Raw genomic sequence first — 25790 nt, 5'->3', positions numbered from 1 at the left:
GCACTCCAACACCAAGCCCGAAGCCACCCGGAGGACACTATGTCGAAGTCGGTTCAACTCATCAAAGATCATGACGTCAAATGGATTGATCTGCGCTTCACTGACACCAAGGGCACTCAACATCACGTGACCATGCCGGCTCGTGATGCGCTGGATGAAGACTTCTTCGAAGCTGGCAAGATGTTCGACGGCTCCTCCATCGCTGGCTGGAAAGGCATCGAAGCCTCCGACATGATCCTGATGCCGGACGACGAAACCGCCGTACTGGACCCGTTCACCGAAGAACCGACCCTGATCCTGGTGTGCGACATCATCGAGCCTTCGAGCATGCAGGGTTACGATCGTGACCCACGTGCCATCGCCAAGCGCGCCGAAGAGCACCTGAAAGCCACCGGTATCGGCGACACCGTATTCGCCGGCCCAGAGCCAGAGTTCTTCATCTTCGACCAGGTGAAATTCAAGTCCGACATCTCCGGCTCCATGTTCAAGATCTACTCCGAACAAGGTTCGTGGATGTCCGACCAGGACATCGAAGGCGGTAACAAGGGCCACCGTCCAGGCGTCAAGGGCGGCTACTTCCCGGTTCCACCGTTCGACCACGACCACGAAATCCGTACCTCCATGTGCAACGCACTGGAAGAAATGGGCCTGACCGTCGAAGTTCACCACCACGAAGTGGCGACTGCCGGCCAGAACGAAATCGGCGTCAAGTTCAACACCCTGGTGAAGAAGGCCGACGAAACCCAGACCCTGAAGTACGTGGTGCACAACGTGGCTGACGCCTACGGCCGCACTGCCACCTTCATGCCCAAGCCTCTGTACGGCGACAACGGCTCGGGCATGCACGTCCACATGTCGATCTGGAAAGACGGCAAGAACACCTTCGCAGGTGAAGGCTATGCCGGCCTGTCCGATACCGCCCTGTACTTCATCGGCGGCATCATCAAGCACGGTAAGGCCCTGAACGGCTTCACCAACCCGGCGACCAACTCCTACAAGCGTCTGGTGCCAGGCTTCGAAGCCCCGGTCATGCTGGCCTACTCGGCGCGCAACCGCTCCGCTTCGATCCGTATTCCTTACGTGTCGAGCCCTAAGGCCCGCCGTATCGAAGCCCGTTTCCCGGACCCGGCTGCCAACCCGTACCTGGCCTTCGCTGCCCTGCTGATGGCCGGCCTGGACGGCATCCAGAACAAGATCCACCCTGGCGACGCTGCTGACAAAAACCTGTACGACCTGCCGCCTGAAGAGGCCAAAGAGATCCCACAAGTTTGCGGCAGCCTGAAGGAAGCCCTGGAAGAGCTGGACAAAGGTCGTGCGTTCCTGACCAAAGGCGGCGTTTTCAGCGACGACTTCATCGACGCCTACATCGCCCTGAAAAGCGAAGAAGAAATCAAGGTACGTACCTTCGTACACCCACTGGAATACGAGCTGTACTACAGCTGCTGATCCGGTAGCGCCGGCGCAAGCCGCGTGATCAAGAGGCCTCCTTCGGGAGGCCTTTTTTTATGCCCGCGCATTTGCCCTGCCCGGGGTGGTTGCGTGCATCATGGGCGCCGTCTCCCCATCAGCAGCCGAGCCCGCCCATGACTTCACGCCTCAACCTGTGCCTCGCCCTGACTTGCAGCCTGTTCGCCACCGCCGCCTGCGCCAGTGACGCCCCGCCCGCCCTCGCCCCGCTGCTGCAGAGCATCGGCGAACGCCTGGCGATTGCCGATCAGGTGGCCCTGAGCAAATGGGACAGCCACAAGGCCGTGGAAGACCGCCCGCGGGAACAACAGGTGATCGCCGGGGCAACCGCCCAGGCCGCAACCTATCACTTGAGCGAAGAAACGGTTGGGCAGTTCTTCGCCGCCCAGATCGAAGCCAACAAGCTGGTGCAATACGCCCGACTCTCGGCCTGGCACTTGCAAGGCCGGGCACCGGACACTCCGCGCCAGGACCTGGCCGGGCAGATCCGCCCCCAACTTGATCAGTTACAAAAACGCCTGCTGCAGCAACTGGCCGACTTCAGCCCGCAGCGCACCGACCGCCAATGCCCGCAATGGCTGGCCCGGGCCAATCAGGCCAGCAGCAGCGACCCACTGCGACGACTGGCGATGGTTCGTGCCACGGCAGAGTTATGTGTGTTCAAAGGTTAACGGCGCCTGCGCCACGCGCAGCAGCGCCCTATGCTGGAGCCTTTCAGGCACCCGCCAGGATCAGCGAGATGCACCTCGTCATTGCTTGCCTGCTGTGGATCAGCGCATTGCCAGCCGGCGCGCAGATCTACCAGTACACCGACTCGGCCGGTAATCGCGCCTATAGCGACCAGCCGCCGGGAACCTCGTACCGGCAGATTGAAACGCCCGCGCCGAATCGCCTCCCCAGCCCGACCACACCGGCGCCACATACGCCGGCAGCACAACCTGCCAGCACCCTTCTGGCCTACGAACGGCTGCAACTGAGCGGCGTACCGGAGCACGGTGCCTTGCGCGCCAACAACGGCAGTTTCAGCGTGCAGGTGGAGTTGCAGCCCAGCCTGCGGCCCGGCCACCGTCTGCGCCTGCTGCTGGATGGCCAGCCCTATGGCCAGGCCGGCCAGGGGCCCGAGCTGCAGCTGGTGAATATCGACCGTGGCCAGCACCGGTTGGCGGTGCAGGTGCTGGCTGGCGACAAGGTCCTGCAACAGAGCCCGGCCATCAGCTTCACTCTGCTGCGGGCCCGCCGCCCCTGAGCCTCAACCGTGCACCACGCCACTGGCCAGCAGAGCGGCGATGGTCGGGTCATCCAGGCCCAGCCCCTGCAATACCGCCCGGGTGTCCTGCCCCAGGCTCGGCGGCGCCGTACGGTAGCTGGCCGGCGTGCGTGACAACTTCACCGGCGAACCTATGCCCCGGTAGCCATCGAGTTCCACCAGCAGCCCGCGATGCCGGGTGTGGGGATGAGCCACCACCTGGTCGACGGTGGCGATCGAACCACAAGGCACCCCCTGGCCGATCAGCCGCGGGGCCAGCAACGCGCCGTCGTGCGCCGACAGGTAATGCTCCAGTTGCTGCTTCAAGGCCTCGCGGTTGACCGAGCGCTTGCCGTTGTCGGTAAAGCGCGGGTCCTCCAGCAACGCGCCGGCCCCCAGTTCCTGGCACAGCCGAGCGAACTGGCGGTCGTTGCCCACCGCCAGGAAAATCGGCTCGCCAGCGGTGCGGTAGCTGTCGTAGGGAGCAATGTTGGGATGGGCGTTGCCCGTGCGTTTGGGCGTCTTGCCGGCGGCGAAGTAGTTCGGCAGGTGCGGGTGCAACAGAGACACGCCGCAGTCGTACAGGGAGATGTCCAGTGACTGCCCGAGGCCGCTGCGCTGGCGCTCGTTGAGGGCCAGGAGAATCCCCGCCAGGGCATTCAGGCCGGTGACCATATCGACAATCGGCAGGCCGATGCGCAACGGCCCGCCGTCGCCTTCGCCGTTGACGCTCATCAGCCCGGCCATGGCCTGGATCACCGCGTCGTAACCCGGTAGCCCGCCCAGCGGGCCATCGGCGCCAAAGCCGGAAATCCCGCAGTGGATCAACGCCGGAAAACGCTGGCTCAGCACCTCCTGGTAACCGATGCCCCAACGCTGCAGGGTGCCCGGCTTGAAGTTCTCGATCAGCACGTCGGCGCCTTCCAGCAACTGCATCAGCAGTTCCAGGCCTTCAGGGCGCGACAGGTCGACGGCGATCCCCTGCTTGTTACGGTTGATGCCGCGAAAATACGCCGCGTCATCACCTTCGAAAGGCGGCCCCCAGCCCCGGGTCTCATCACCGCTCAAAGGTTCCAGCTTGATCACGTCGGCGCCGTGGTCGGCCAGGGCCTGGGAGCAGTAGGGGCCGCCCAGCACACGGCTGAGATCGATGATTTTCACGCCCGCCAGGGCGCCTTGGGCAAACGTCATGGATGTACTCCGGCAGATCGGACAAGGACGGCCATTCAGGCCGGCAGCAATTGCATGGCCTGGGCCTGGGACAGCGGGCTTTCATTGGCCAGGCGCACCAGCAGCTCGGCATCGATCACCGGCTCAAGGCCCAACGGATCGCGCGGCAACACCTTGTGCACCAGCACCAGGTGAGCCAGGGCCAGGCGCCGATGGTCCGCACCCTGGCGCGCGGCCTCCCAGGCCATGAAGATGGCGCTGGCCAGGTGATAGAGAACGCTGCCCACCTGCCGCACCTGCTCGTCCCGGCGCTGCTGCGCCACGGCATGGAAGCCGGTCACGGTGCGCAACAGGGCCGAATCGAACAGCCGGCGGCTCGCCGGTGGCAAATCGGCCTCGGCCAGCAGCCCGGCCAGATAGCCCTGCAACGGCTCCAGCGCCTGCTCCCGAGTCACCGCCCGGGCAATGTCCAGGGCGACGATGTTGCTGGTGCCCTCCCAGATCGACCCCAGGTGCGCATCGCGCACCAGCCGGGCATCGCTCCACTCCTCGATATAGCCAACCCCGCCGCGCACTTCCATGGCATCGCCGGTCACCCGGCGGGCATCACGGCAGGCGCGGAACTTGATCAGCGGCGTAAGGATCCGCACGCACTTGCGCGCCGTCTCATCGCCGCCATCGGCCCGGGGCAGCAAGCTGGCGATCTGCATGAACATCGAGCGCGCCTGTTCGGTGGGCAGCATCATTTTCAGCAACTGGCGCTGCATCAGAGGCATTTCGATCAGGTGCTTGCCGAAGGCCCGGCGCTGGCGGGCGATGTACAACGCCTCGCTCAGCCCCCGGCGCATCAGCCCCGCCGCGCGCACGCCATTGGACAGGCGCGACATGTTGATCATGTCGGCCATCTGCTGAAAACCGCGGCCGACCTCACCGATCAGGTAGGCCGTGGCGCCTTCCAGGGTGATCTCGCCACTGGCCATCGAGCGGCTGCCCAGCTTGTCCTTCAGGCGCTGGATCCGGTAGTGGTTGCGCGAGCCGTCGGGCAGCACCTTGGGCAACAGGAACAGGGTCACCCCGGCCATGCCCGGTGGTGCGTCTTCCGGGCGCGCCAGGACCATGGCCAGGTCGGCATCCGGGTTGGAGCAGAACCACTTCTCACCGAACAGGCGCCATTGGCCATCTTCCAGCCGGGCCCGGGTTTCGGTGCGTGACACGTCGGAACCGGCGGCCTGTTCGGTCATGAACATCGCCCCCTGGAACAGCGTCTCGAAATCCTGGGACTGCAACTGCGGCAGGTAGCGCGCCACCAGTTCCGGCGTACCGAACTTGCACAGGGTGCGGGTCAGGGAGTCGGTCATGCTCACCGGGCAGCACAGGCCGAACTCGGCCTGGACGAACAGGTAGGTCAGGGCGTACTTGATCAGCGGCGGCGGGCCTCCGGGCTGGTGGCTCATGGCAGCCAGCCCCAGTTCGGCAAAGGCCACCCGTTCCAGGGTGACGTAGTCCGGATGCTTGGCAATGCTTTGCAGGTTCTCGCCGCGGCGGGTACGCGGTTGCAGCACCGGGGGATTCTTGTCGGCGCTCAGGGCCAGCACATCCAGCTCGCCACCGGCCCGGGCGCCCAGGTGCTGCAAGGTGGGCAACCACTGCTGGTAGACCGCCGAGGGCAGGTAGACCTGGAGCAGCGCGGCCAGGCCGGCGTCGCACTCGAACAGGTTGATGCCGCGGCTGTCGGGGATGTTGAGGCTGTCTTCAATGGGGCGGGGCTCGGCGGTCATGGCGCGTCTCCTGTTTTTTGTAGGCCGAGACTAGAGCCGCCATCGATAAGTATCTAATACAAAATCAATCAACTACGATAAGAAATCAATATCGTAGAACCGGAGTCGCCATGGACCTCAAACAGTTGCGCTACTTCGTCGCGGTAGCCGAAGAACTGCATTTCGGGCGGGCCGCGAACCGTCTGTGCATTTCCCAGCCGGCCCTGAGTTTCGACATCAAGAAGCTTGAGGGGCAACTGGAAGTCCAACTGCTCAATCGCAACAACAAATCCGTGAGCCTGACCAACGCCGGCCAGGTTCTGCTGGACGAGGCCCGCTACCTGCTGCTGCGTGCCGACCAGGCGCGGCACCTGACCCAGCGCTCGGCAGAAGGCTTTGCCGGGCGCCTGAGCCTGGGTTTCGTCAATTCGATCCTGCACCGCGGGCTGCCCGAGGCGGTCAAGGCCTTCGAACAGCAATACCCGGAAACCGAAGTGGTGCTGATGGAAATGAACAGTGCCGACCAGACCCAGGCCCTGCAACGCGGCCAGATCGACATCGGTTTCGTCCATGGCAGCACCTTCGCCGCCGGCATCCACAGCGAACCGCTGCTGGCCGAGCCGTTCCTCTGCTGCCTGCCCCAGAGCCACTCGCTGGCCACCCAGGCGCGGATCGACCTGGCGCAACTGGCCAATGACGATTTCATCCTGTTTCCGCGGGCGGTCTCGCCGCACTACCACGACCTGATCATTTCCCGCTGCGTGGCGGCCGGGTTCAGCCCGCGCATTCGCCACGAGACGCGGCTATGGCAAACGGTGGTGGCAATGGTGGCCCACGAGATGGGCGTGGCGCTGGTGCCCCAGACCCTGGCCATGCTCGGCCAGCCGGGCGTGCATTACGGCGAGCTCGAAGGCTCCGGCGCGCCTTCGCAGATCCAGGCGATCCGCCTGGAGGACAAGCCTTCGGCGGCGGCCGAAAGCTTTCTCGGGCTGCTCAAGTCCCTGATCAAACCGGCCGCCGGAGGGCGCTGAGCGTTGGGGCGCGATACGCAATCACGTATCAAACCATAAGATTTAATCATTATATTTTTCGATTCCTGCCTGTATAGGCTCCCAGCGGTCGGACCTTGCCAGAGGTCCATGCGCCCGATCAGGGGCGCATATAACAATAAAAACGCAGGAATTGAACATGAACGCTGCCCAGGATGCCGCTGCCCACAAGAGAGCCCGCAAGGCGGGTATCGCCTCATTCATCGGCACCACCATCGAGTGGTATGACTTCTACGCCTACGGCATCGCCGCCGCCCTGGTGTTCGGCAAGGTGTTCTTTCCCGCCGACCTGCCCCCCGGCACGGCCACCCTGCTGTCCTTCCTCACCCTGTGGGCCGGGTTCATCGCCCGCCCCGTCGGCGGCATCATCTTCGGCCACATGGGCGACAAGATCGGCCGCAAGACCACCCTGGTGATCACCCTGATCATGATGGGCCTGGCCACCACCTGCATCGGCCTGCTGCCCAGCTACCTGCAGATCGGCGTCTGGGCCCCCATTGCCCTGGTGACCCTGCGCATCATCCAGGGCATCGCGGTGGGTGGCGAATGGGGCGGGGCGATCCTCATCGCCAGCGAAAGCGCGCCCAAGGGCAAGGGCATTCTCTATGCCGCCTTCGCCCAGCAGGGTTCGCCGGCCGGCAACCTGCTGGCAACCCTGGTGTTCTTCGGCCTCAGCGCCCTGCCGACTCCGGACTTTCTGCTCTGGGGCTGGCGCATTCCGTTCCTGCTGTCGGCGGTGCTGGTGATCATCGGCATGGTCATCCGCCTCAAGCTGGAAGAATCCGATGACATGAAGCGCCTGATGGAGCAGAAAAAGACCGTCAAGCTGCCGATTCTCGAAGTCCTGCGCGACCACTGGCGCCTAGTACTGCTGGGGGCCGGGGTGCTGCCGATCATCCACGTCACCTATTTCAAGAGCACCTTCGCCCTGTCCTGGGCCACCAAGGAGCTGGGCTACAGCCAGGGCAGCTTCCTCAGCGTGATCGTCATCGCCCTGGTGGTGCAGTTCATCACCCAGCCCCTGGGTGCGGTGCTGGTTTCACGCATGGACATGCGCAAGGCCATGGTGCTGATGGTGGTGCCCGAGCTGCTGCTGATGCCGGCGATGTTCTTCGCCGTGGAGACCGGTCACTACTGGATCGCGGTGCTGGGTATGTGCCTGGCCACGGTGCCGCACTCGATGTTCTATGGCGCGGTGGGCGGCATCCTGGCGCGGGCGTTTCCGACCCGGGTGCGCTACAGCGGGCTGTCGATCTCCTATCAGCTGTGTTCACTGCTGGTGGGCGGCGCCACGCCGGTGCTGGCCCAGAGCATCCTCAATGGCACCGGCAGCATCATCGGCGTGGCCATCGCCTCGGCCTGCTACGCCCTGGTCTCGCTGGCATGCATGCTGGCCCTGCTCAAGCGCATCGGCCATAACGCCGCCGAGCTGTCCACGGCGGAACAGGCGGATGCCGACGAACTGGCGCGCCAGACTGGCGCCCAGCCACCTGTGGATAAGGTTTCCCGGCTCGACCCGGTGCCAGGCAGCGAGCTACAGCCCGCTCGCTGATGCACCCTGCAAGTGGTGCAGGCGCCGCTCATGCTCCAGCAACCAGCGCTTGCGCCACAGACCACCGCCATAGCCGGTCAGGGAGCCATCGGCGCCAATCACCCGGTGGCAGGCAATGACAATGGAAATCTGGTTGGCGGCATTGGCCCGGGCCACCGCGCGCACCGCTGAGGGCGAGCCGACCTGCCGCGCCACCTCGGCGTAGCTGCAGGTGGTACCCAGGGGAATGGCCCGCAGCGCCTGCCAGACGGTACGGGTAAAGGGCGAGGCGCTCATCGCCAGCGGTGTGGCGAAGTGCACCGCCTCGCCGGCGAAGTAACGCTGCAGTTCGGCCTCGATCTGGTCGATGGGGGCAAAACGCCCGAAACCTATGCTCGAACCGCTGCTCTTCTGCAGGTTCTGCAACTCATTGGCCAGTGCCGGGCGGTCGAAGAATTCCAGCAGATGCAGGACCTGGGCATCGGCCACCGCCAGCATCACGCCGATCGGGGTCTGCAACCAATCGACCTTGAGCAGTTCCCGCCCCCGCAGGTTCGACGGCGGCTGGCCCGCCAGGCGGCTGAAGGCGTGGCGAAAGCCGCTGTCGGAGTCGAAGCCGGCGCTGATCTGCGCCTCGATCACCGGCTCTCCCGAGGCCAGTTGCTGCATGCCCTGGCCCATGCGACGCAGGCGCGCCATTTCCAGGAAGGTGACGCCGAAATAGCGCTTGAACGCACGGCGCACGGTGGATGGGTCCAGCCCCTGGGCGACCAGGTCGTCCTCGTACCAACGGCGTTCCGGGTCGCGGCCCAACTGCTCGAGCAAGGTCTGCACCCAGGGCTCCTGGACCCCGGCCCGCTCCAGCGGACGACAGCGCAGGCAGGCGCGGAACCCTGCTTCGACACAACCCTTGATGGAGCCGAAGAACACCGTGTTCTCGCGCTTGGGCTTGCGTGCAGCGCAGGTCAGGCGGCAGAACACGCCGGTGCTCTTCACCCCGACAAAGGCAAAGCCTTCATAGGCCGGGTCCCGGGCCAGCAGCGCCTGGTACAGGGTGTCGTCATCGGGAAGCTGGAACAGCAGAGGGGCATTTTCCATGGCCGCATCCTAAACCTTGAAGCATCGGGTTCGAGCACTCTAAACCCGCCCTTTGCCCCGCGCCGCTGAAAAACGGGCGTTGATTCTTCTATCAAGGCGCGCCCATCGAGCGCCGCTCAGATTCATGCACTATATTGGTGCAATGCCTTGCACTCAGGTGCCAATACCAGCCCATTTTGGTTCGAAAATACCCGCCAGCGCTGGCAAAACGCCACAGAACCAGGCTTCAAACGCCTGTTTCAGGGCATGCGCGCTTCTTTTCGGAGCCTTGGTTTGGTTTTTGCATTTTCTCCACCACAGCGCCTTAGCCGCGCGCGCACTTCGGGACCGGCCCCGGATTGTCTTGCTTCAAAAGAGGTCACCATCTACCCATGACCATCAGCGACCCACTGCACCGCCTGCTTCTGGACAACCTGACCACCGCCACCATCCTGCTCAATGCCGACCTGCGCCTTGAGTACATGAACCCGGCGGCGGAAATGCTCCTGGCCATCAGCGGCCAGCGCAGCCATGGGCAATTCATCAGCGAGCTGTTCACCGAATCCGCCGAGGCCCTGAGCTCCCTGCGCCAGGCGGTGGAGCAGGCGCACCCCTTCACCAAGCGCGAAGCCATGCTCACCGCACTGACCGGCCAGACCCTGACCGTCGACTACGCGGTGACGCCGATCCTCAGCAACGGCGACACCTTGCTGCTGCTGGAAGTCCACCCCCGGGACCGGCTGCTGCGGATCACCAAGGAAGAGGCCCAGTTGTCCAAGCAGGAAACCAGCAAGATGCTGGTGCGCGGCCTGGCCCATGAAATCAAGAACCCCTTGGGGGGCATTCGCGGCGCCGCACAGTTGCTGGCCCGGGAGCTGCCCGAGGAAAGCCTCAAGGACTACACCAACGTCATCATCGAAGAAGCCGACCGCCTGCGGAACCTAGTGGACCGCATGCTCGGCTCGAACAAGCTGCCATCCCTGGCCCTGACCAACATCCATGAAGTGCTGGAGCGGGTCAGCAGCCTGGTGGAAGCCGAAAGCCAGGGCTGTATCACCCTGGTGCGCGATTACGACCCGAGCATTCCCGACGTGCTGATCGACCGCGAACAGATGATCCAGGCGGTGCTCAACATCGTGCGCAACGCCATGCAGGCCATCAGCAGCCAGAATGAAATGCGCCTGGGGCGCATCACCCTGCGCAGCCGCACCATGCGCCAGTTCACCATCGGCCACGTGCGCCATCGCCTGGTGAGCAAGATCGAGATCATCGACAACGGCCCGGGCATCCCCGCGGAACTGCAGGACACCCTCTTCTTCCCCATGGTCAGCGGCCGCCCGGACGGTACCGGGCTGGGCCTGGCCATCACCCAGAACATCATCAGCCAGCACCAGGGTCTGATCGAATGTGACAGCCATCCCGGCCACACCACGTTCTCGATCTTTCTGCCACTGGAACAAGGAGCCCCATCGACATGAGCCGTAGTGAAACCGTGTGGATCGTCGATGACGACCGTTCTATCCGTTGGGTCCTGGAAAAAGCCTTGCAGCAGGAAGGGATGACCACCCAGAGCTTCGACAGCGCCGACGGGGTGATGAGCCGCCTGGCCCGCCAGGCTCCGGACGTGATCATTTCCGACATTCGCATGCCCGGTGCCAGTGGCCTGGACCTGCTGGCACGGATTCGCGAGCAGCACCCGCGCCTGCCGGTGATCATCATGACCGCGCATTCGGACCTGGATAGCGCTGTCGCTTCCTACCAGGGCGGCGCCTTCGAATACCTGCCCAAGCCGTTCGATGTCGATGAGGCAGTGTCGCTGGTCAAGCGCGCCAATCAGCACGCCCAGGAACAGCAAGGCCTGGAAGTGCCGCCGACCCTGACTCGCACTCCGGAAATCATCGGTGAGGCGCCGGCCATGCAGGAGGTGTTCCGAGCCATCGGGCGCCTGAGCCACTCCAACATCACAGTGCTGATCAACGGCGAATCCGGTACCGGCAAGGAACTGGTAGCCCATGCCCTGCATCGCCACAGCCCGCGGGCGGCTTCGCCGTTCATCGCCCTGAACATGGCGGCGATCCCCAAGGACCTGATGGAATCCGAGCTGTTCGGCCATGAAAAGGGCGCGTTCACCGGCGCGGCCAACCTGCGGCGCGGGCGCTTCGAGCAGGCCGACGGCGGCACCCTGTTCCTCGACGAGATCGGCGACATGCCAGCCGACACTCAGACCCGCCTGCTGCGGGTTCTGGCCGATGGCGAGTTCTATCGGGTCGGTGGCCATACCCCGGTCAAGGTCGATGTACGCATCATCGCCGCGACCCACCAGAACCTGGAAACCCTGGTGCACGCCGGCAAGTTCCGTGAGGACCTGTTCCACCGCCTCAACGTGATCCGCATCCATATCCCGCGCCTGTCGGACCGTCGCGAAGACATCCCGACCCTGGCCAGGCACTTCCTCAGCCGCGCCGCCCAGGAGCTGGCGGTGGAACCCAAGTTGCTGAAAAACGAAACCGAGGAATACCTGAAGAACCTGCCGTGGCCGGGCAACGTGCGCCAGCTGGAGAACACCTGCCGCTGGATCACCGTCATGGCCTCGGGTCGCGAGGTGCATATCAGCGACCTGCCACCGGAGTTGCTGAGCCTGCCCCAGGATTCAGCGCCGGTCACCAACTGGGAACAGGCCCTGCGCCAATGGGCCGACCAGGCCCTGGCCCGCGGGCAATCGAACCTGCTGGACAGCGCGGTACCGAGTTTCGAGCGGATCATGATCGAGACCGCCCTCAAGCACACCGCCGGCCGCCGCCGCGATGCCGCGGTCCTGTTGGGCTGGGGGCGCAATACCCTGACCCGCAAGATCAAGGAGCTGGGGATGAAGGTCGACGGTGGCGACGAGGATGAAGGCGAGGAAGGCTGAAGCCCCGGCCGCGGCATGTAGGAGCTGGCTTGCCAGCGAAGAGGCCCTTGAACCTTGCAGTGCGCCCACAGGCGCTTTCGCCGGCAAGCCGGCTCCTACGATGAGGATGTGCGTGCACCAGGATGGGGTGCATGCACTGCCCGAAGGCGCGCTGCAGTGCCATCCAGCCCGGGTACAACCCGCGCCTCAGCTCTGAAAAGCCCTCCGTCGAAAACGCAAAAGCCCCGGATTACGGGGCTTTCGGCTTTTTATCCCAGCAATCAACGCCTCTGCAGCCAAAACTGGCACGCCACCTGCAATAACCCAGTCACTACCCAGTTTCGGGGACCTTGGTACAGGCAGGCCGGGGATTCCCCTCTTTAACACCTGGCTCGGCACGCACATCGCGACGGCCAAAGGTTTCGGGAACCCCAGTACAGGCAGGCTGGGACTTCCCTCTTTAACACCAGGCCCACCCCGCTCACAGCGACGGGCCACGCTTTCGGGAACCCCGGTACAGGCAGGCCGGGACTTCCCTCTTTAATACCCGGCCCATCCCGCTCACAGCGACGGGCCACGCTTTCGGGAGCCCCGGTACAGGCAGGCCGGGACTTCCCTCTTTAATACCCGGCCCATCCCGCGCATCGCGACGGGCCACGCTTTTGGGGACCCTGGTACAGGCAGGCCGGGAATCCCCTTCTTTACACCGGGACTCATCGCCCTCGTGGCGCTCAGCCCCTCCCGCTTTTGGGGGCCTTGGTACAGGCAGGCCGGGGTTTCCCTCTTTTATTCCTCCCGCAGGTGGATCGCCAGGCGCCAGCGCCCCTCCACCTCGCTCCCGTCCCACTGGCCCCGCAGCGGCCGCGCGGCCACCAGGTTCAGCAGCAGGCCCTGGTCCGCCCGGCGCACCCGCCAGTTCACATTGCGCTGATTGACCTGCAACTGGCCCTTCTGTGCCTGCCCCTGGGCATCGAACAGCAGCGCCACGGTGCCATCGATGTGTTCCCCATGGAGCTTGGGCTCATGGTTGAACCACAGCACCAGCCCATCGGGCGCCACCTCGACCTGCTGCAACGCCACCGGATCAGGCTGGGTCAGGCGGCCGATCATCAGCCCTACCATCACCCCGACAATCGCCAGGGAGCCGAACACCCGCAGCATTAGCTTCGGTCGCGAGTACGCTTCAGGCGTAGAATGCAGCCTGTCTTTCTCTTCGGAGCCGTGCATGTTTCACGTCATCCTCTTTCAACCAGAAATTCCGCCGAATACCGGCAACGTTATCAGGCTGTGCGCCAACAGCGGCTGCCACCTGCATTTGATCGAGCCGCTGGGTTTCGAAATGGACGACAAGCGCCTGCGCCGCGCCGGCCTCGACTATCACGAATACGCCACCCTGCAACGCCATGCCGACCTTGCCAGTTGCCTGGAAAGCCTCGGCCAGCCGCGCCTGTTCGCCTTCACCACCAAGGGCTCGCGGCCGTTCCACGACGCCAGCTTCCAGGAGGGCGACGCCTTCCTGTTCGGCCCCGAGAGCCGGGGCCTGCCGGCGGACGTGCTGGACGCCCTGCCCGGCGAACAGCGCCTGCGCCTGCCCATGCGCGAAGGCTGCCGCAGCCTGAACCTGTCCAACACCGTGGCCGTGGCGGTCTATGAAGGCTGGAGACAGTTGGGGTTCAAGTAGAGCCGGGGGTTCGCGGGCAAGCCCGCTCCTACAGGTTTTGCCCGAGCATGAAAAAAGCGCCGTTACAGGCGCTTTTTTCGTACCGCAACCCGCACTTACTGAACGGTGTTTTCGCCAGCGGACTGCAGGCGTTGCAGCTCTTGGGCGTACAGCGCATCGAAGTTCACCGGGGCCAGCATCAGCGCCGGGAACGAACCGCGGGTCACCAGGCTGTCCAGCGCTTCACGAGCGTAAGGGAACAGGATGTTCGGGCAGAAAGCACCCAGGGTGTGGCTCATGGAAGCCTCATCCAGGTTCTTGATCAGGAAGATACCGGCCTGCTGGACTTCAGCGATGAAGGCCACTTCGTCGCCGTTCTTCACGGTCACGGACAGGGTCAGCACCACTTCGTGGAAATCGGCTTCCAACGCTGTCTGGCGGGTATTGAGGTCCAGGCCGACGCTAGGTTCCCACTGCTGACGGAAGATCGCCGGGCTTTTCGGCGCTTCGAAGGACAGGTCACGCACGTAGATACGCTGCAGGGAGAATTGCGGTGCGCTTTCGTCGTCGGCAACGGTGTTCTGTTGGTCAGTCATCTCAGAGTCCTTCTTGATCTTGGGTCTATAGGGTTGGGAATTTCAGGCCGCTAGCAGCGCGTCGAGCTTGCCGGCACGCTCCAGGGCGAACAAATCATCACAGCCACCTACGTGGGTGGCGCCGATCCAGATCTGCGGCACGGACGTACGTCCGGCCTTCTGGGCCATCTCGGCGCGTACCTGGGGCTTGCCATCGACCTTGATCTCTTCGAAGGCTACGCCTTTGCTCGCCAGCAGATGCTTGGCGCGCGAGCAGTAAGGGCAGTAATCACTGGAGTAGACGATGACCTTGGACATTACTTCACCAATGGCAGGTTATCGGCCTTCCAGCTGGCCACGCCGCCGGACAGCTTGGCCGCGGTGAAACCGGACTTGAGCAGCTCGCGGGCGTGGGTGCCGGCGTGCTGGCCCTGGGCGTCCACCAGGATGATGGTCTTGGACTTGTGCTTCTCCAGCTCGCCGACACGGGCGGCCAGCTTGTCCTGGGGAATGTTCAGTGCACCGACGATATGGCCGGCGGCATAGTCCTTGGATGGACGAATATCGATCACGACGCCCTGCTCGCTGTTGACCAGCGCGGTCAGTTCACGGGTGCTGAGGCTGCGGCCACCGCGGCTCAATTCATGAGCGATCAACAGAGCCAGCAGGATGGCGAAGGCGCCGACGAGCAAGTAGTGTTCAGTGGCGAATTGAATCAGGTGAGCAACCATCTAAGGAGGTTCCAGGGCGTTAAAATGTCGGCCAGTATACACAGCCCTCCGGGTCGACCAAACCCCGCCCGGCGGTGACTCCACCGGAACTTCGCTTTAAACTGCCACTCCCTTTTTCAACACCTCCCTTTCATCTCTTTCCTATCCAGCCACGAGTGGACGCCATGACTACCACGCCTAAACCTTTGGTCCTGATGATTCTGGATGGCTTCGGTCACAGCGAAAGCCACGAATCCAACGCCGTCTATGCGGCCAAGAAGCCGGTCCTGGACCGCTTGTGCGCCAGCATGCCCAACGGCCTGATCTCGGGTTCGGGCATGGATGTCGGCCTGCCGGACGGGCAGATGGGCAACTCCGAAGTCGGCCACATGAACCTCGGCGCCGGCCGCGTGGTGTACCAGGACTTCACCCGGGTGACCAAGGCCATCCGTGACGGTGAGTTCTTCGAGAACCCGACCATTTGCGCGGCCGTGGACAAGGCCGTGGATGCCGGCAAGGCGGTGCACATCCTCGGCCTGCTGTCCGACGGCGGCGTGCACAGCCACCAGGACCACCTGATCGCCATGGCCGAACTGGCCTTCAAGCGCGGCGCCGAGAAGATCTACCTGCATGCCTTCCTCGATGGCCGCGACACCCCGCCCAAAAGCGCCCAGTCGTCCATCGAACTGCTGGACGAAACCTTCAAGACCCTGGGCAAGGGCCGCATCGCCAGCCTGATCGGCCGTTACTTCGCCATGGACCGCGACAACCGCTGGGACCGTGTGGCCCAGGCCTACAACCTGATCGTCGACGGCCAGGGCCAGTTCAACGCCGCCACCGCCCAGGAAGGCCTGCAAGCCGCCTACGCCCGTGAAGAGAGCGACGAATTCGTCAAGGCCACCACCATCGGCGAACCGGTCAAGGTCGAGGACGGCGATGCCGTGGTGTTCATGAACTTCCGCGCCGACCGTGCACGGGAGCTGACCCGGGTCTTCGTCGAAGACGGCTTCAAGGACTTCGAACGCCCACGCCAGCCTAAGCTGGCCGGCTTCGTCATGCTCACCCAGTACGCCGCCAGCATCCCCGCGCCATCGGCCTTTGCCCCGGGCAGCCTGGAGAACGTGCTGGGCGACTATTTGGCGAAAAACGGCAAGACCCAACTGCGCATCGCCGAGACCGAGAAGTATGCCCACGTCACCTTCTTCTTCTCCGGTGGCCGCGAAGAGCCGTTCCCGGGCGAGGAGCGCATCCTGATCCCGTCGCCGAAAGTCGCCACCTACGACCTGCAGCCGGAAATGAGTGCCCCGGAAGTCACCGACAAGATCGTCGACGCCATCGAGCACCAGCGTTATGACGTGATCATCGTCAACTACGCCAACGGCGACATGGTCGGTCACAGCGGCGTGTTCGAGGCGGCGGTCAAAGCCGTGGAATGCCTGGACCTGTGCGTCGGACGTATCGTCGACGCCCTGGAAAAGGTCGGCGGCGAAGCCCTGATCACCGCCGACCACGGCAACGTCGAGCAGATGTCCGACGAATCCACCGGCCAGGCCCACACCGCCCACACCACCGAGCCGGTGCCATTCATCTATGTCGGCAAACGCGCCTTGAAAGTCCGTGAAGGCGGGGTTCTGGCGGACGTGGCGCCCACCATGCTCAAGTTGCTGGGCCTGCCCAAGCCCGCGGAAATGACCGGCACGTCGATCCTGGTGGACCCGGCGCACTGATCCCTCCAGCTCGCCATTGCAGGCAAAAACGCCCGATGCAACCGTCGGGCGTTTTTCATGGTGGCCTTGCACAGGGCGAATCAGGGCCATGGAAGTAAAAGCAGACAAGCGCCGGGCACTTATTGAATAATGATTATCGTTATCAATAACAGCAGAGAGAATCTCCATGAACAAGACGGCTACGCTGCTTCTGGCCTCCCTCCTGTCAGGCTGTGCAAGCCAGATTCCTGCTCAACAGCCGGTGGATGCCAGTGCCCTCGCACAGCAACACAGCCCGGTGGAAATGGATGCTCAGACCGCCGATAAATTGAAAGCACTGCTGAAGATCCAGCCTCCTCGGGGCTCTACCGACATAGGCCAGATGAACGACCTGATTTCCCGGGAGTTCCTGCACACGCCTTACGCGGCGAACCGGCTGCACGGCTCCGCAACCCTGGCCGAGAAGCTGGTGGTCGACTTCAGGGGCCTGGACTGCTTCACCTACCTGGATTACGTCGAGGCCTTGCGCCAGTCCAGCGACGAGGCCGGCTTCATCAACAACCTGGTGCAGATTCGCTACGTGAACGGCGATATCAACTTCCTCAACCGCCGCCACTTCTTCACCGATTGGGCCCATGCCGGGCAACCCATGGCCGAGGATGTGACCGCCCAGCTGAGTGCGAACGCGGTGACCGTGGCCAAGCGCCTCAATCAAAAGGCCGATGGCGGCCGCTACCTGCCCGGCCTGCCCGTGGCCGAACGCGACATCACCTACATTCCCAGCGCATTGATTGACCAGCATCTGCTCAGCCACCTGCGAACCGGCGACTACATCGGCATCTATACCCACCTCTCGGGCCTGGACGTCACCCATACCGGGCTGTTCATCCAGACGGCCCAGGGCCCGGTCCTGCGCAACGCCTCCTCGAAAAAGGACCAGGGCGCGGTGATCGACTCGCCCTTCATGGAGTACGTTCACAACGTCCCGGGAATCGTGGTCCTGCGGGCCCGGCAAGACAGCCAGGCCGGCCAGGATGCCTCGGCCGCGCAGGCCGGCACCCAGGCGCTGCTGCATCAGGCTCGCTCGCCCGCACAAGGTTGATCGGCGCCGCCGCCCCAGGCCACGGCGGCGGCACGCTGATAGCAAATGGCCCAATAACGGCCCGGAAACGGCTTTTTATGACGAACGCCTCAAAGCAGTTGGCTTTGAGGCGTTTTTTTTGCAGCGATGGGCGGGCATACTAGGCCGTCCCTTTCCCTGGTGTCGCCCGCCTCTATGCTTCGCGCCCTGATTACCCTTGCTCTGATCTGCCTGCTCCAACCGGCTTTCGCCGACGAGCGCGCGCAAACCCAACAACAGTTGGACGCCACGCGTCAGGACATTGCCGAGCTGAAAAAGCTGCTGGGCAAGCTGCAGGAAGAGAAGTCCGGGGTGCAGAAAGAACTGCGCGGCACCGAAACCGAGATGGGCAAGCTGGAAAAGCAGGTCGAGGCCCTGCAAAAAGAGCTGAAGAAAAGCGAATCCGAGCTGCAGCGACTCGATGAGGAGAAAAAAAAACTCCAGAGCGCGCGCACTGAACAGCAGCGACTGATCGCCATCCAGGCCCGCGCGGCCTACCAGAACGGGCGCCAGGAATACCTCAAGCTGCTGCTCAACCAGCAGAACCCGGAAAAATTCGCCCGCACCCTGACCTATTACGACTACCTGAGCCAGGCCCGCCTGGAGCAGTTGAAGAATTTCAACGAGACCCTGCGCCAGCTGGCCAATGTGGAAAAGGACATCTCCCTGCAGCAGGCCCAGTTGCTGGTGCAGAAAAGCAGCCTCGACACCCAGCGCGAAGAACTCGACAAGGTGCGCAAGGAGCGCCAGCTGGCCCTGGCCAAGCTGAACAACGATGTGAAGGCCCGTGACGACAAGCTCAAGGCCCGCGAACAGGACCAGGCCGACCTGGCCAAGGTCCTGAAAACCATTGAAGAAACCCTGGCCCGCCAGGCTCGCGAGGCAGAGGAAGCGCGGCAGAAAGCGCTGATCGCCCAGCAGGAAGCCGAAAAAAAGCGCTTGCGTGAGGCCCAGGCCGACGCCAGCGATGAACCGCGCAAACCCGCAAGATCAAGCCCTGGAGCCCTGGTTTCCAGCGCCGGCCCTTCCTATGGCGGGGCATTTGCTTCAGCCCGGGGAAAACTTCCATGGCCCGTTGATGGTCGACTACTGGCACGCTTTGGTGAAACCCGTGGCGACGACTCCCGCTCCAAGTGGGACGGCGTGATGATCAGCGCCGCCGCCGGCAGCCAGGTGCACGCCGTGCACGGTGGCCGGGTAGTGTTCGCCGACTGGCTGCGCGGCGCCGGCCTGCTGGTGATCCTCGATCACGGCAACGGTTACCTGAGCCTCTACGGACACAACCAGACGCTGCTCAAGGAAGCCGGCGACGTGGTCAAGGCCGGAGAGTCCATCTCCACCGTCGGTAATAGTGGCGGACAGGACACTCCTGCGCTGTACTTTGCAATTCGTCAGCAGGGCCGCCCCAGCGACCCAGCACAGTGGTGCCACGCGCAAGGATAAGCGCTGCATCTAAATTAGGAGTTCGTTCGACATGCTGCATTTGTCCCGCCTTACCTCGCTGGCCCTGACGATCGCCCTGGTGATCGGAGCGCCTCAGGCGTTTGCCGCCGAAACCGCTCAAGCAGCAACCGCCGCGACCACCAAGGCGCCCTTGCCGCTGGAAGAGCTGCGCACCTTCGCCGAGGTCATGGACCGCATCAAGGCCGCGTATGTCGAACCCGTAGACGACAAGACCCTGCTGGAGAATGCCATCAAGGGCATGCTCAGCAACCTCGACCCGCACTCTGCCTATCTGGGCCCGGAAGACTTCGCCGAACTGCAGGAAAGCACCAGCGGCGAATTCGGCGGCCTGGGCATCGAAGTCGGCGCCGAGGACGGCTTCATCAAGGTGGTCTCGCCCATCGACGACACCCCGGCATCCAAGGCCGGGATCCAGGCCGGCGACCTGATCGTCAAGATCAACGGCCAGCCGACCCGTGGCCAGACCATGACCGAAGCCGTGGACAAGATGCGCGGCAAGATCGGCCAGAAGATCACCCTGACCCTGGTGCGCGACGGCGGCACGCCGTTCGACGTGACCCTGGCCCGCGCCACCATCCAGGTGAAAAGCGTGAAGAGCCAGCTGCTGGAGTCGGGCTACGGCTACATCCGCATCACCCAGTTCCAGGTCAAGACCGGCGAGGAAGTCTCCAAGGCCCTGGCCAAGCTGCGCAAGGACAACGGCAAGAAGCTCAACGGCATCATCCTCGACCTGCGCAACAACCCGGGCGGCGTGCTGCAAGCCGCGGTGGAAGTGGTCGACCACTTCATCACCAAGGGCCTGATCGTCTACACCAAGGGCCGCATCGCCAACTCCGAGCTGCGCTTCTCCGCCACCGGCAAGGACGAAAGCGAAGCCGTGCCGATGGTGGTGCTGATCAACGGCGGCAGCGCCTCGGCTTCGGAGATCGTCGCCGGTGCCCTGCAGGATCAGAAGCGCGCAGTACTGATGGGCACTACCAGCTTCGGCAAGGGCTCGGTGCAGACCGTGCTGCCGCTGAACAACGACCGGGCGCTGAAGATCACCACCGCGCTGTACTTCACCCCCAACGGGCGTTCGATCCAGGCCCAGGGCATCGTTCCGGACATCGAAGTGCGCCGCGCCAAGATCACCAGCGAATCCCAGGACGGCGAGTACTTCAAGGAAGCCGACCTGCAGGGTCACCTGGGCAATGGCAACGGCGGCGCCGACAAGCCCAGTGGTGCAGCGAGCAAGGCCAAGCCAATGCCGCAGGACGACGACTACCAGTTGGCCCAGGCCCTGAGCCTGCTCAAGGGGCTGAGCATCACCCGCGGCAAATGATTGAACCCTTCGCCGGCAAGCCGGCTCCTACAGGAGCCGGCTTGTGTAGGAGCTGGCTTGCCAGCGAAGCGCCCGCCAGGGCGCCAATCCCCCCTAAAGGCCTGACCCCGATCCCCATGATTTCCCGCTGCTCACTGCTGTTGCGCTCGCTCCAGGCCCCGCTGCTCACCCTCCTGTGCCTCTTGCCCCTTGCGACCCAAGCCGCCGAACCCACAGCCGCTGCGCCCAAGGCCTACCTGAGCCTGATCATCGACGACCTCGGCCAGAACCTGCCCCGTGACCGCCGCGTACTGGCCCTGCCCGGCCCGGTCACCACGGCGATCATGCCCGACACGCCCCACGCTGCCGAATTCGCCCGCGAGGCCCATCGCGCCGGCAAGATCGTCATCCTGCACATGCCCATGGACCCGGCCACCGGGCCGTTCGCCTGGCACCCCGAGCTGCCCATCGAGGAGCTGCAAAAACGCCTGGAAGCCGCCTTCCAGGCCGTGCCCTACACCAGCGGCATCAACAACCACATGGGCAGCCGCATGACCGCCCAACCCCAGGCCATGGCCTGGCTGATGGCCGACTTGCAGCGGCGACACAAATTCTTCGTCGACAGCCGCACCAGCGCCCAGACGGTCGCCGCCGCCGAAGCGCAGAAGATCGGTCTGGCCAGTGTTTCCCGGGATGTATTCCTGGATGACGAGCGCACCGAGGCAGCCATTGCCCAACAGTTGCAGACAGCGATCAAGCTGGCGCGCAAACAGGGTTCGGCGGTGATGATCGGCCACCCCTATCCCCAGACCCTGGCGGTGCTCGAGCGCGAACTGCCCAAGCTCAAGGCCCAGGGCATCGAGTGGATCGATATCAAGTCGATGATCAGTCTGCGCAGCAACCAGGCCATGGCCGGGCATGGCAAGAATGGGGTTTATCGCTAGAGGCCTTCGCCACAGGAGCTGGCTTGCCAGCGAAGCGCCTACAGGTAACGCCCCATGATCTCTTCCACCATTCCCTCTTTGCGCATCTGGTCCAGGGCCGCCTGGAGCTTGGCCACCACCTCATCGGAGACATCCTTGTTCAGGGCCAGGTACAGCTCGGCGCTGTTGAAGCGCAGCACGGTCTTGAGGCCGTTGATGCCCTCCTGCTTGGCCAGGTAGCGCCCGGCCGGGTCGCCAGTGGCCCAGAGGTCGATCTGCCCCGCCACCAGCTTCTTGGCATTGTCCTGGTCCCGCAGCACCACCTGGGGTGCCAGGCCCTGCTTGGTCAGGGTCTCGGCAATGGCATCGCCCTTGTAGGCGCCGATCTTATACTTGCGCGCCTGCTCCAGGGATTCGAGGCTGATGGTGCTGCCGGCCTTGGCCAGCATGATCCAGTCATCCGGGCCGATGGGGCCGACCCACTTGAAGAGCGGCTCGCGGTCCGGCAGGCGCGCCATGACGAACACACCATAGCCCGGCTGCTCCAGCGCCATCTTGTAGATACGCTCCCAGGGGAAACGCAGGGTCAGGCTGTAGTTGATTCCGGCGCGCTTGAACATTTCACGGACGATATCCACGGCGATGCCGTCGATATTCTCGCCCTGGGCGAAGTTCTTGCCGTTCTTGGCCATGTTGTAGGGAGGGAAGTTTTCCGTCAGCAACACCAGGGAGGTGTCGGCGGGTTCATCAGCGCGAGCGAGGCCGCAAAGAACAAGCGAAGCGCTGGCGACAACCACTAGAAGACGTTTGAACATGACGGGCTACCGGAATCCATGGCGTGCTCAAGAGTGCCGTGAGCCCGCCATGCTGTCCAGTGGCTATCGCACAACAATCCCGCGCTGGGCCATGTAGGCCTTGGCCTCGGGAACCGTGTACTCGCCGAAGTGGAAAATGCTCGCCGCCAGCACCGCGCTGGCGTGGCCTTCGATGATGCCGTCGGCCAGGTGCTGGAGGTTGCCGACACCGCCGGAGGCGATCACCGGAATCCCCAGGGCATCGCTGATGGCCCGGGTCACGCCCAGGTCGAAGCCGTTTTTCATGCCGTCCTGATCCATGCTGGTGAGCAGGATCTCGCCGGCACCCAGGCCTTCCATCTTCTTCGCCCACTCCACCGCGTCCAGCCCGGTGGGCTTGCGCCCGCCATGGGTGAAGATTTCCCAGCGCGGGGTTTCACCCGGGCCGGAGACTTTCTTCGCGTCAATGGCGACCACGATGCACTGAGAACCAAAGTGCTGCGCCGCTTCGCCGACGAACTCGGGATTGAACACTGCTGCGGTGTTGATCGAAACCTTGTCCGCACCGGCATTGAGCAGGTTGCGGATGTCCTGCACGGTGCGCACACCACCGCCCACAGTCAGCGGGATGAACACCTGGCTGGCCATGCGCTCGACGGTATGGAGGGTGGTATCACGCCCATCGACGCTGGCGGTGATGTCGAGGAAGGTGATCTCGTCGGCGCCCTGCTCGTCGTAGCGACGGGCGATTTCCACCGGGTCACCGGCGTCGCGGATGTTCTCGAACTTGACGCCCTTGACCACCCGGCCGTTGTCCACGTCCAGGCAAGGGATGATGCGTTTGGCCAGTGCCATGGCGAATCCTCAGCCTTGGTACGAATCGCAGAAAGCCTGGGCTTCTGCGACATCGAGGGTGCCTTCATAGATCGCGCGGCCAGTGATGGCGCCGATGATTCCTGGCGCCTTGGCGTCCAGCAGGGCCTTGATGTCGCCCAGGTTGTGGATACCGCCGGAAGCGATCACCGGGATCCGGGTAGCGGCCGCCAAGGCTGCGGTGAACGGCACGTTGCAGCCCTGCATCATGCCGTCTTTGGCGATGTCGGTATAAACGATGGCGGACACGCCGTCGGCTTCGAAGCGCTTGGCCAGGTCGATGACCTGCACGCTGCTGACTTCAGCCCAGCCGTCGGTGGCGACGAAACCGTCCTTGGCGTCCAGGCCGACAATCACCTTGCCGGGGAACGCGCGACAGGCCTCGGCGACGAACTCCGGCTCCTTGACCGCCTTGGTGCCGATGATCACGTAGCTCACGCCAGCCTTGACGTAGTGCTCGATGGTTTCCAGGGAACGGATGCCGCCGCCGATCTGGATCGGCAGGTTCGGGTAGCGCTTGGCGATTGCGGTGACCACCTCGCCGTTGACCGGCTGGCCTTCGAAGGCACCGTTCAGGTCCACCAGATGCAAGCGCCGGCAACCCCCTTCAACCCATTTGGCGGCCATGCTCACCGGGTCATCGGAGAACACCGTGGAGTCTTCCATGCGGCCTTGGCGCAGACGCACACAGGCGCCGTCCTTGAGATCGATAGCGGGAATAATCAGCATCTGGCAAACCTTCAAGTTCGATTGTTCAGCTTCACTCGGAAATCAGTTTTTCTCGAGCGCCCACAGGTCGCTTTCGATGCTTTCGAACCTCTCCTTGAGGTGCGCCTGCACATCGAAAATCGCCCGGTTGTAATAGTGCGGAGCAATTTCGCGGGTAAACAGTTCAAGAACCTCCGCCGCTTCGAACGAGCCCAGCTCGAGCTCGAACCGATCCTCCAGGAAACGCTTGATCTTGTGCGTCGCCTCGCTCTCCTGTTCGGCAGTGAGGCTCAGGATCGGCGGCTTGGGTTTCTTGATCGCCATTTACCAGCGACCGTCCCAGGCGGCGAAATTCTGCAGCAGCTGCAGGCCGTGGGTATGGCTTTTCTCCGGGTGGAACTGCACGGCGAAACGCGAGCCGTCGGCCAGCGCCGCGGCGAAATCCACGCCATAGTGACCGCTGCCCACCACCTGCCGCGCGTTACCGGCATTGATGTAGTAGCTGTGCACGAAGTAGAAGCGCGCCAGGTCCGCAATGTTGTGCCATAGCGGGTGGTCCACCGCCTGCTTCACTTCGTTCCAGCCCATGTGCGGCACCTTCAGGTGCTCGCCATCCTCGATCAGGCCCTTGCCGAAGAACTTCACCTGGCCGGGAAACAGGCCGATGCAGTCCACGCCTTCGTTCTCTTCACTGTGGTCGAGCAGCGCCTGCATGCCCACGCAGATACCGAGGAACGGACGGTCCTGGCTGACCTCGCGCACCAGGGCATCGAAGCCCAGGCGGCGGATCTCGGCCATGCAGTCACGGATCGCGCCCACTCCGGGGAACACCACCCGGTCGGCCTCTCGAATCACGCTGGCATCGCTGGTGATCAGCACCTTGCCGGCGCCCACGTGCTCCAGGGCCTTGGCCACCGAGTGCAGGTTGCCCATGCCGTAGTCGATGACGGCGACGGTCTGCATTACAGCACGCCCTTGGTCGACGGCATCTGGCCGGCCATGCGCTCGTCCAGCTCCACCGCCATGCGCAGCGCGCGGCCGAAGGCCTTGAACACGGTCTCGATCTGGTGGTGAGTGTTGGTGCCGCGCAGGGTGTCGATGTGCAGGGTCACGTTGGCGTGGTTGACGAAGCCCTGGAAGAACTCCTGGAACAGGTCGACATCGAAACCACCGACGGTGGCGCGGGTGAACGGCACATGCATCTGCAGGCCAGGGCGGCCGGAGAAGTCGATCACCACGCGGGACAGGGCTTCATCCAGCGGCACATAGGCATGGCCGTAGCGACGGATGCCTTTCTTGTCGCCGATGGCCTTGCTGAACGCCTGGCCGAGGGTGATACCGACATCCTCCACGGTGTGGTGGTCGTCGATATGCAGGTCGCCCTTGCTTTCGATGTCCAGGTCGATCAGCCCGTGCCGGGCGATCTGGTCCAGCATGTGCTCAAGGAAGGGCACGCCGATATCGAATCGGGCCTTTCCGGTGCCATCCAGGTTGATCGAGGCTTTGATCTGGGTTTCCAGAGTGTCGCGCTCGACAGATGCCTTACGTTCGGCCATCACCAGCTCCGCAAAATCATTGGGCGAAAAAGGCGAATAGTATAGGCCCCACGGCGGCTAAACAGAAACACGATGGACAATATCCTGACGGGCGCCAGCCAATGGCTGCGGGGCTGTACCTGTCATGACAACTATAGAAAACGGCTCGCCGGTGAAGGCGCCAGGCCTGGCAGGCCCTGGCACCTTGTTCGCCGGCCAGCGGGCTCCTGCGCAC

Annotated in this window: 26 protein-coding genes; 13 read left to right on the top strand and 13 right to left on the bottom strand. The window is 63.7% G+C overall.

All coding sequences use genetic code 11. The features are described 5' to 3' along the window. The first annotated feature begins 39 nt into the window (after nt 1-39). The 3 genes from glnA (at nt 40) to AC1RMG_RS24810 (ending at nt 2713) form a co-directional block, all read left to right on the top strand. The gene (gene glnA, locus AC1RMG_RS24820) at nt 40-1446 is read left to right on the top strand and encodes a glutamate--ammonia ligase (protein ID WP_011058761.1); all 1407 of its coding nucleotides are present in this window, start codon (nt 40-42) and stop codon (nt 1444-1446) included. A gap of 137 nt (nt 1447-1583) precedes the next feature. Continuing rightward, nucleotides 1584-2138, top strand: coding sequence for a chorismate mutase (locus AC1RMG_RS24815; RefSeq protein WP_072452100.1), 555 nt, complete (start codon nt 1584-1586; stop codon nt 2136-2138). 68 nt (nt 2139-2206) lie between these two features. Next, a complete protein-coding gene (locus tag AC1RMG_RS24810; RefSeq protein WP_401156004.1) occupies nt 2207-2713 on the top strand; it encodes a DUF4124 domain-containing protein in 507 nt (168 codons plus the stop codon). Nucleotides 2714-2716: 3 nt separating this feature from the next. Here AC1RMG_RS24810 and AC1RMG_RS24805 read toward each other — a convergent pair whose 3' ends face one another. Continuing rightward, nucleotides 2717-3904 (bottom strand): CaiB/BaiF CoA transferase family protein, encoded by a 1188-nt coding sequence (locus AC1RMG_RS24805; protein WP_401156006.1) that lies wholly within the window; start codon nt 3902-3904, stop codon nt 2717-2719. Nucleotides 3905-3939: 35 nt separating this feature from the next. Further along, entirely contained in the window at nt 3940-5661 is a 1722-nt protein-coding gene (locus AC1RMG_RS24800; protein ID WP_053148615.1) for an acyl-CoA dehydrogenase family protein, read from the bottom strand. A gap of 110 nt (nt 5662-5771) precedes the next feature. On the opposite strand from AC1RMG_RS24800, the gene AC1RMG_RS24795 reads away from it, so the two are divergent. Then, on the top strand, nt 5772-6671 hold the full coding sequence (locus tag AC1RMG_RS24795) for a LysR family transcriptional regulator (protein ID WP_011058756.1): 900 nt from the start codon (nt 5772-5774) through the stop codon (nt 6669-6671). A 157-nt stretch (nt 6672-6828) separates the two neighbouring features. Then, on the top strand, nt 6829-8241 hold the full coding sequence (locus tag AC1RMG_RS24790; RefSeq protein WP_401156009.1) for an MFS transporter: 1413 nt from the start codon (nt 6829-6831) through the stop codon (nt 8239-8241). On the opposite strand, the gene AC1RMG_RS24785 is transcribed toward AC1RMG_RS24790, so the two are convergent. Beyond that, nucleotides 8224-9318 (bottom strand): bifunctional transcriptional activator/DNA repair enzyme AdaA, encoded by a 1095-nt coding sequence (locus AC1RMG_RS24785; RefSeq protein WP_011058754.1) that lies wholly within the window; start codon nt 9316-9318, stop codon nt 8224-8226. The genes AC1RMG_RS24790 and AC1RMG_RS24785 overlap by 18 nt on opposite strands. A gap of 371 nt (nt 9319-9689) precedes the next feature. Between AC1RMG_RS24785 and glnL the strand changes: the two genes are divergently transcribed. After that, the gene (glnL, locus tag AC1RMG_RS24780) at nt 9690-10775 is read left to right on the top strand and encodes a nitrogen regulation protein NR(II) (protein WP_011058753.1); all 1086 of its coding nucleotides are present in this window, start codon (nt 9690-9692) and stop codon (nt 10773-10775) included. Then, nucleotides 10772-12208, top strand: coding sequence for a nitrogen regulation protein NR(I) (ntrC, locus tag AC1RMG_RS24775; RefSeq protein WP_047283560.1), 1437 nt, complete (start codon nt 10772-10774; stop codon nt 12206-12208). The genes glnL and ntrC overlap by 4 nt, the downstream gene beginning before the upstream one ends. A gap of 765 nt (nt 12209-12973) precedes the next feature. On the opposite strand, the gene AC1RMG_RS24770 is transcribed toward ntrC, so the two are convergent. After that, complete coding sequence (locus AC1RMG_RS24770; protein ID WP_011058751.1) at nt 12974-13414, bottom strand: hypothetical protein; 441 nt, start codon at nt 13412-13414, stop codon at nt 12974-12976. Here AC1RMG_RS24770 and trmL point away from each other — a divergent pair. Beyond that, on the top strand, nt 13413-13868 hold the full coding sequence (gene trmL, locus AC1RMG_RS24765) for a tRNA (uridine(34)/cytosine(34)/5-carboxymethylaminomethyluridine(34)-2'-O)-methyltransferase TrmL (protein WP_047283558.1): 456 nt from the start codon (nt 13413-13415) through the stop codon (nt 13866-13868). The two genes, AC1RMG_RS24770 and trmL, sit on opposite strands and share 2 nt — an antisense overlap. Nucleotides 13869-13963: 95 nt before the next feature. Here the strand turns inward: trmL and secB are convergent, their stop codons facing one another. From secB to AC1RMG_RS24750, 3 genes are read right to left on the bottom strand one after another with little or no spacing between them, the layout of a single operon-like run. After that, nucleotides 13964-14443, bottom strand: coding sequence for a protein-export chaperone SecB (gene secB, locus AC1RMG_RS24760; RefSeq protein WP_011058749.1), 480 nt, complete (start codon nt 14441-14443; stop codon nt 13964-13966). Between the two features lie 42 nt (nt 14444-14485). Next, nucleotides 14486-14740: a glutaredoxin 3 gene (gene grxC / locus AC1RMG_RS24755; RefSeq protein WP_011058748.1), complete on the bottom strand. Its 255-nt coding sequence runs from the start codon at nt 14738-14740 to the stop codon at nt 14486-14488. Continuing rightward, nucleotides 14740-15153 (bottom strand): rhodanese-like domain-containing protein, encoded by a 414-nt coding sequence (locus AC1RMG_RS24750; RefSeq protein WP_011058747.1) that lies wholly within the window; start codon nt 15151-15153, stop codon nt 14740-14742. The genes grxC and AC1RMG_RS24750 overlap by 1 nt, the downstream gene beginning before the upstream one ends. Before the next feature lie 164 nt (nt 15154-15317). On the opposite strand from AC1RMG_RS24750, the gene gpmI reads away from it, so the two are divergent. The 5 genes from gpmI to AC1RMG_RS24725 all read left to right on the top strand — a co-directional run bounded on the left by gpmI (nt 15318) and on the right by AC1RMG_RS24725 (nt 21666). After that, entirely contained in the window at nt 15318-16859 is a 1542-nt protein-coding gene (gene gpmI / locus AC1RMG_RS24745; RefSeq protein WP_065364824.1) for a 2,3-bisphosphoglycerate-independent phosphoglycerate mutase, read from the top strand. A 166-nt stretch (nt 16860-17025) separates the two neighbouring features. Then, a complete protein-coding gene (locus AC1RMG_RS24740) occupies nt 17026-17940 on the top strand; it encodes a DUF1460 domain-containing protein (protein WP_493170463.1) in 915 nt (304 codons plus the stop codon). A gap of 174 nt (nt 17941-18114) precedes the next feature. Then, on the top strand, nt 18115-19401 hold the full coding sequence (locus tag AC1RMG_RS24735) for a murein hydrolase activator EnvC family protein (RefSeq protein WP_019093876.1): 1287 nt from the start codon (nt 18115-18117) through the stop codon (nt 19399-19401). 31 nt (nt 19402-19432) lie between these two features. After that, nucleotides 19433-20743: a S41 family peptidase gene (locus AC1RMG_RS24730; RefSeq protein WP_011058743.1), complete on the top strand. Its 1311-nt coding sequence runs from the start codon at nt 19433-19435 to the stop codon at nt 20741-20743. A 116-nt stretch (nt 20744-20859) separates the two neighbouring features. Continuing rightward, nucleotides 20860-21666 (top strand): divergent polysaccharide deacetylase family protein, encoded by an 807-nt coding sequence (locus AC1RMG_RS24725; RefSeq protein WP_123724141.1) that lies wholly within the window; start codon nt 20860-20862, stop codon nt 21664-21666. A 38-nt stretch (nt 21667-21704) separates the two neighbouring features. Here AC1RMG_RS24725 and AC1RMG_RS24720 read toward each other — a convergent pair whose 3' ends face one another. The 6 genes from AC1RMG_RS24720 to hisB all read right to left on the bottom strand — a co-directional run bounded on the left by AC1RMG_RS24720 (nt 21705) and on the right by hisB (nt 25576). After that, entirely contained in the window at nt 21705-22460 is a 756-nt protein-coding gene (locus AC1RMG_RS24720) for a substrate-binding periplasmic protein (RefSeq protein ID WP_370058451.1), read from the bottom strand. A gap of 63 nt (nt 22461-22523) precedes the next feature. Continuing rightward, nucleotides 22524-23294 (bottom strand): imidazole glycerol phosphate synthase subunit HisF, encoded by a 771-nt coding sequence (gene hisF, locus AC1RMG_RS24715; protein WP_015633827.1) that lies wholly within the window; start codon nt 23292-23294, stop codon nt 22524-22526. 9 nt (nt 23295-23303) lie between these two features. After that, on the bottom strand, nt 23304-24041 hold the full coding sequence (gene hisA, locus AC1RMG_RS24710; protein ID WP_011058739.1) for a 1-(5-phosphoribosyl)-5-[(5-phosphoribosylamino)methylideneamino]imidazole-4-carboxamide isomerase: 738 nt from the start codon (nt 24039-24041) through the stop codon (nt 23304-23306). Nucleotides 24042-24083: 42 nt separating this feature from the next. Next, entirely contained in the window at nt 24084-24344 is a 261-nt protein-coding gene (locus tag AC1RMG_RS24705) for a DUF2164 domain-containing protein (RefSeq protein WP_011058738.1), read from the bottom strand. Next, nucleotides 24345-24983: an imidazole glycerol phosphate synthase subunit HisH gene (gene hisH / locus AC1RMG_RS24700; protein WP_019093880.1), complete on the bottom strand. Its 639-nt coding sequence runs from the start codon at nt 24981-24983 to the stop codon at nt 24345-24347. Then, nucleotides 24983-25576: an imidazoleglycerol-phosphate dehydratase HisB gene (hisB, locus tag AC1RMG_RS24695; RefSeq protein WP_011058736.1), complete on the bottom strand. Its 594-nt coding sequence runs from the start codon at nt 25574-25576 to the stop codon at nt 24983-24985. Before hisB ends, hisH begins: the two co-directional genes overlap by 1 nt. Between the last annotated feature and the right edge of the window lie 214 nt (nt 25577-25790).

The sequence above is a fragment of the Pseudomonas sp. GW822-FHT04H02 genome (genome assembly GCF_058800645.1).
Note: the sequence above shows the minus strand (reverse complement) of the source record. Positions and strands in the feature narration are given on the sequence as shown.

Coding starts and splice junctions, on each gene's coding strand:
- glnA (WP_011058761.1), top strand. CDS start 40: ATGTCGAAGTCGGTTCAACTCATCAAAGATCATGACGTCAAATGGATT.
- AC1RMG_RS24815 (WP_072452100.1), top strand. CDS start 1,584: ATGACTTCACGCCTCAACCTGTGCCTCGCCCTGACTTGCAGCCTGTTC.
- AC1RMG_RS24810 (WP_401156004.1), top strand. CDS start 2,207: ATGCACCTCGTCATTGCTTGCCTGCTGTGGATCAGCGCATTGCCAGCC.
- AC1RMG_RS24805 (WP_401156006.1), bottom strand. CDS start 3,904: ATGACGTTTGCCCAAGGCGCCCTGGCGGGCGTGAAAATCATCGATCTC.
- AC1RMG_RS24800 (WP_053148615.1), bottom strand. CDS start 5,661: ATGACCGCCGAGCCCCGCCCCATTGAAGACAGCCTCAACATCCCCGAC.
- AC1RMG_RS24795 (WP_011058756.1), top strand. CDS start 5,772: ATGGACCTCAAACAGTTGCGCTACTTCGTCGCGGTAGCCGAAGAACTG.
- AC1RMG_RS24790 (WP_401156009.1), top strand. CDS start 6,829: ATGAACGCTGCCCAGGATGCCGCTGCCCACAAGAGAGCCCGCAAGGCG.
- AC1RMG_RS24785 (WP_011058754.1), bottom strand. CDS start 9,318: ATGGAAAATGCCCCTCTGCTGTTCCAGCTTCCCGATGACGACACCCTG.
- glnL (WP_011058753.1), top strand. CDS start 9,690: ATGACCATCAGCGACCCACTGCACCGCCTGCTTCTGGACAACCTGACC.
- ntrC (WP_047283560.1), top strand. CDS start 10,772: ATGAGCCGTAGTGAAACCGTGTGGATCGTCGATGACGACCGTTCTATC.
- trmL (WP_047283558.1), top strand. CDS start 13,413: ATGTTTCACGTCATCCTCTTTCAACCAGAAATTCCGCCGAATACCGGC.
- AC1RMG_RS24770 (WP_011058751.1), bottom strand. CDS start 13,414: ATGCACGGCTCCGAAGAGAAAGACAGGCTGCATTCTACGCCTGAAGCG.
- secB (WP_011058749.1), bottom strand. CDS start 14,443: ATGACTGACCAACAGAACACCGTTGCCGACGACGAAAGCGCACCGCAA.
- grxC (WP_011058748.1), bottom strand. CDS start 14,740: ATGTCCAAGGTCATCGTCTACTCCAGTGATTACTGCCCTTACTGCTCG.
- AC1RMG_RS24750 (WP_011058747.1), bottom strand. CDS start 15,153: ATGGTTGCTCACCTGATTCAATTCGCCACTGAACACTACTTGCTCGTC.
- gpmI (WP_065364824.1), top strand. CDS start 15,318: ATGACTACCACGCCTAAACCTTTGGTCCTGATGATTCTGGATGGCTTC.
- AC1RMG_RS24740 (WP_493170463.1), top strand. CDS start 17,026: ATGAACAAGACGGCTACGCTGCTTCTGGCCTCCCTCCTGTCAGGCTGT.
- AC1RMG_RS24735 (WP_019093876.1), top strand. CDS start 18,115: ATGCTTCGCGCCCTGATTACCCTTGCTCTGATCTGCCTGCTCCAACCG.
- AC1RMG_RS24730 (WP_011058743.1), top strand. CDS start 19,433: ATGCTGCATTTGTCCCGCCTTACCTCGCTGGCCCTGACGATCGCCCTG.
- AC1RMG_RS24725 (WP_123724141.1), top strand. CDS start 20,860: ATGATTTCCCGCTGCTCACTGCTGTTGCGCTCGCTCCAGGCCCCGCTG.
- AC1RMG_RS24720 (WP_370058451.1), bottom strand. CDS start 22,460: ATGTTCAAACGTCTTCTAGTGGTTGTCGCCAGCGCTTCGCTTGTTCTT.
- hisF (WP_015633827.1), bottom strand. CDS start 23,294: ATGGCACTGGCCAAACGCATCATCCCTTGCCTGGACGTGGACAACGGC.
- hisA (WP_011058739.1), bottom strand. CDS start 24,041: ATGCTGATTATTCCCGCTATCGATCTCAAGGACGGCGCCTGTGTGCGT.
- AC1RMG_RS24705 (WP_011058738.1), bottom strand. CDS start 24,344: ATGGCGATCAAGAAACCCAAGCCGCCGATCCTGAGCCTCACTGCCGAA.
- hisH (WP_019093880.1), bottom strand. CDS start 24,983: ATGCAGACCGTCGCCGTCATCGACTACGGCATGGGCAACCTGCACTCG.
- hisB (WP_011058736.1), bottom strand. CDS start 25,576: ATGGCCGAACGTAAGGCATCTGTCGAGCGCGACACTCTGGAAACCCAG.